The sequence below is a fragment of the Mycobacterium sp. genome (assembly GCF_050701675.1).
GTDB lineage: Bacteria > Actinomycetota > Actinomycetes > Mycobacteriales > Mycobacteriaceae > Mycobacterium.
Genome location: NZ_JBOGDD010000745.1, coordinates 1 through 2,395, shown reverse-complemented (window position 1 = coordinate 2,395; position 2,395 = coordinate 1). Strand labels below are relative to the sequence as shown.

1 protein-coding gene is annotated in these 2,395 nt (G+C 70.0%); it reads left to right on the top strand.

Annotated features, from left to right (window positions below; translation table 11 throughout):
* On the top strand, positions 1-2,395 hold a 2,395-nt coding region (locus ACRDUX_RS22805; RefSeq protein WP_526416772.1), incomplete at both ends, for a non-ribosomal peptide synthetase.

Here is a 2,395-nt window from a genome sequence, read left to right as displayed (position 1 = left end):
GACTTTCCACTCGCCGCCGTCACGCAGGCCGACCTCGACGCGCTGCCCCACCAGGGTCGCGTCGAGCTGCTGCCGCCCTCGCCACTGCAGGCGGGCATCTACTTCCACTCCACGTACGCCGACGTCGACCCCTACGTGGTCCAACAGATCGTCGACCTGTCCGGATCCGTCGATCCCGAGCGCCTCCGCACGGCCGCCGACCTGGTCACCGGCAGGCACCGCCATCTAGGCGCCTCCTTCCGAGCCGTGGGTGACGGCAGCATCGTGTCGGTCATCGGGCCGACACCCGAGATGCCCTGGCTGTACCTGGATCTCAGCGGTCTGGACACCGGCGCGGCGCGGCAGCGGGTCGCGGAGATCGCCGAACAGCAACGGTCACGCCCGTTCGACATGGCCGAACCACCGCTGATGCGCTACGCGCTACTGCGCCTCGACCCGCAGCGGCACGTGCTCATCCAGACCGTCCACCACATCATCGCCGACGGCTGGTCGGTGCCCATCGTGCTCAGGGAACTGGCGACCCTGCACGACGACCCGGACGCCCCCATGCCGGCACCTCCGCGGTACCGCGACTATCTGCGGTGGATCGCCGAAGCGTCGACGGAGCCGGCTCTGGACGCCTGGCGCGCCGAGTTGGACGGGATCGAGGGACCCACCCGGCTGGCGGACGCGCTGCCGCGCAACCGGTCCGGGGGGCACGGCTTCGGCCGCGTCGAGGTCGAGGTGCCCGCCGACGTCGCCGCGGGCGTCTCCGAATGGGCCGGTCGGCACGGTGTCACCACTAGCTCCGTCATCGGTGCGGCGTGGGGCATCGCGGTCGGTCGACTGACCGGGCGCACGGACGTGGTCTTCGGTTCGACGGTGTCCGGACGTGGTGGCGACATCGCCGACGTCGGCCACATGGTCGGCCTGCTGATCAACACCGTTCCCGCCCGGACACATTGGGCCCCTGCGGATTCGATCGAGTCCGTGATTCGCGGCTTCGCCGATGCGCAGTCCACCCTCTTCGAGTACCACCACGTCGCGCTCACCGACGTTCAGCACGCCGTCGGCATCCCCGAACTGTTCGACACGCTGCTCGTCATCGAGAACTATCCCGCCCCCGACGACTCGGCGAACTCGATTCGAGTCGAGTCGATGGACGTCGTCGAAGCGCCGCACTATCCGTTGACGCTGATGGTCAAGCCGGCCGACCCGTTCCTGATCGCTCTGACCCACGACCGTTCGGTGGTCGACGCGGGGACCGCGGAACAGGTGCTCGCGTTCTACCGCCGCATCCTTAGCACGATCGTCGAGGCCGGCGAAACACCGTGCAGCGACATCGAACTGCACACGGCGGACCAACGCCAAGAGATTCTCGCCGCAGGCACGGGTGCGCAGGGATGGCAGGGCACGGTGACCGAGCTGTTCGCCGACCGGGTCCGCCGCACACCGAGCGTGGTGGCCCTCGTCGACGCCGACGGGGAGCTGACCTTCGCCGAGCTCGACGACCGGGCCGCGAGGCTGGCCGGAGCCCTCGTCGGTGCAGGGGTTCGCCGCGGAGACGTCGTCGCGGTGGCGACCGGGCGCACCAGTGCCATGGCCGTGGCTCTGCTGGCGGTGTTACGCTGCGGCGGAGCGTATCTACCCGTCGACCCGCAGTATCCCGCCACCCGCATCACCTACATGCTCGACGACGCGCAGCCAAGGGTGGTCATCACCGACGACCGGGCGCTGCCGCCGCACGACGTGCCAGCGGTGAGCGTCGACGCCGGCGACGATCCGGTGTCGGTCGTTCCCGTCGGGCCGGATGACGCGGCGTCGATCGTGTACACCTCGGGTAGCACGGGCCTCCCCAAGGGAACAGTGGGAACCCATGGTGCGCTGGCGAACCGGCTGAGGTGGGCGGCCGGGTCGTGGTCGCGTGAGGGGTCGGACGTCCGCATCGCGAAGAGCTCGATGAGCTTCATCGACGGGACCACCGAACTGCTCGGGGCGCTCGTCGCAGGCGCGACGACCGTGATCGCCGACGAGGCCGCTGCCAAGGACGGCGCGAGGCTGGCCGGACTCACCGAGGAGGTGTCGGCCGCACAACTGCTGGTCGTGCCCAGCCTGGCGGCCGCGATGGCCGAGGTGGCGCCGTCGCGTCTCGGATCGATCCAGCGGTGGATCTGCAGCGGTGAACCGCTGGACGCCGCTACGGCCGCCGCGCTGCGGCGGGTATCGCCCGAGGCGGAGATCGTCAACTCCTACGGATCCTCGGAGGTGGCCGGCGACGTCGTGGCCGGACGGGTCACCGATTCAGTGACCCTGGGCCGCCCGGTGCCCGGTACCCGCATCCACCTGCTGGGTCCCGACCTGGAACCCGTGCCGCAGGGCGCGATCGGTGAGATCTACGTCGGTGGAATCCAGTTGG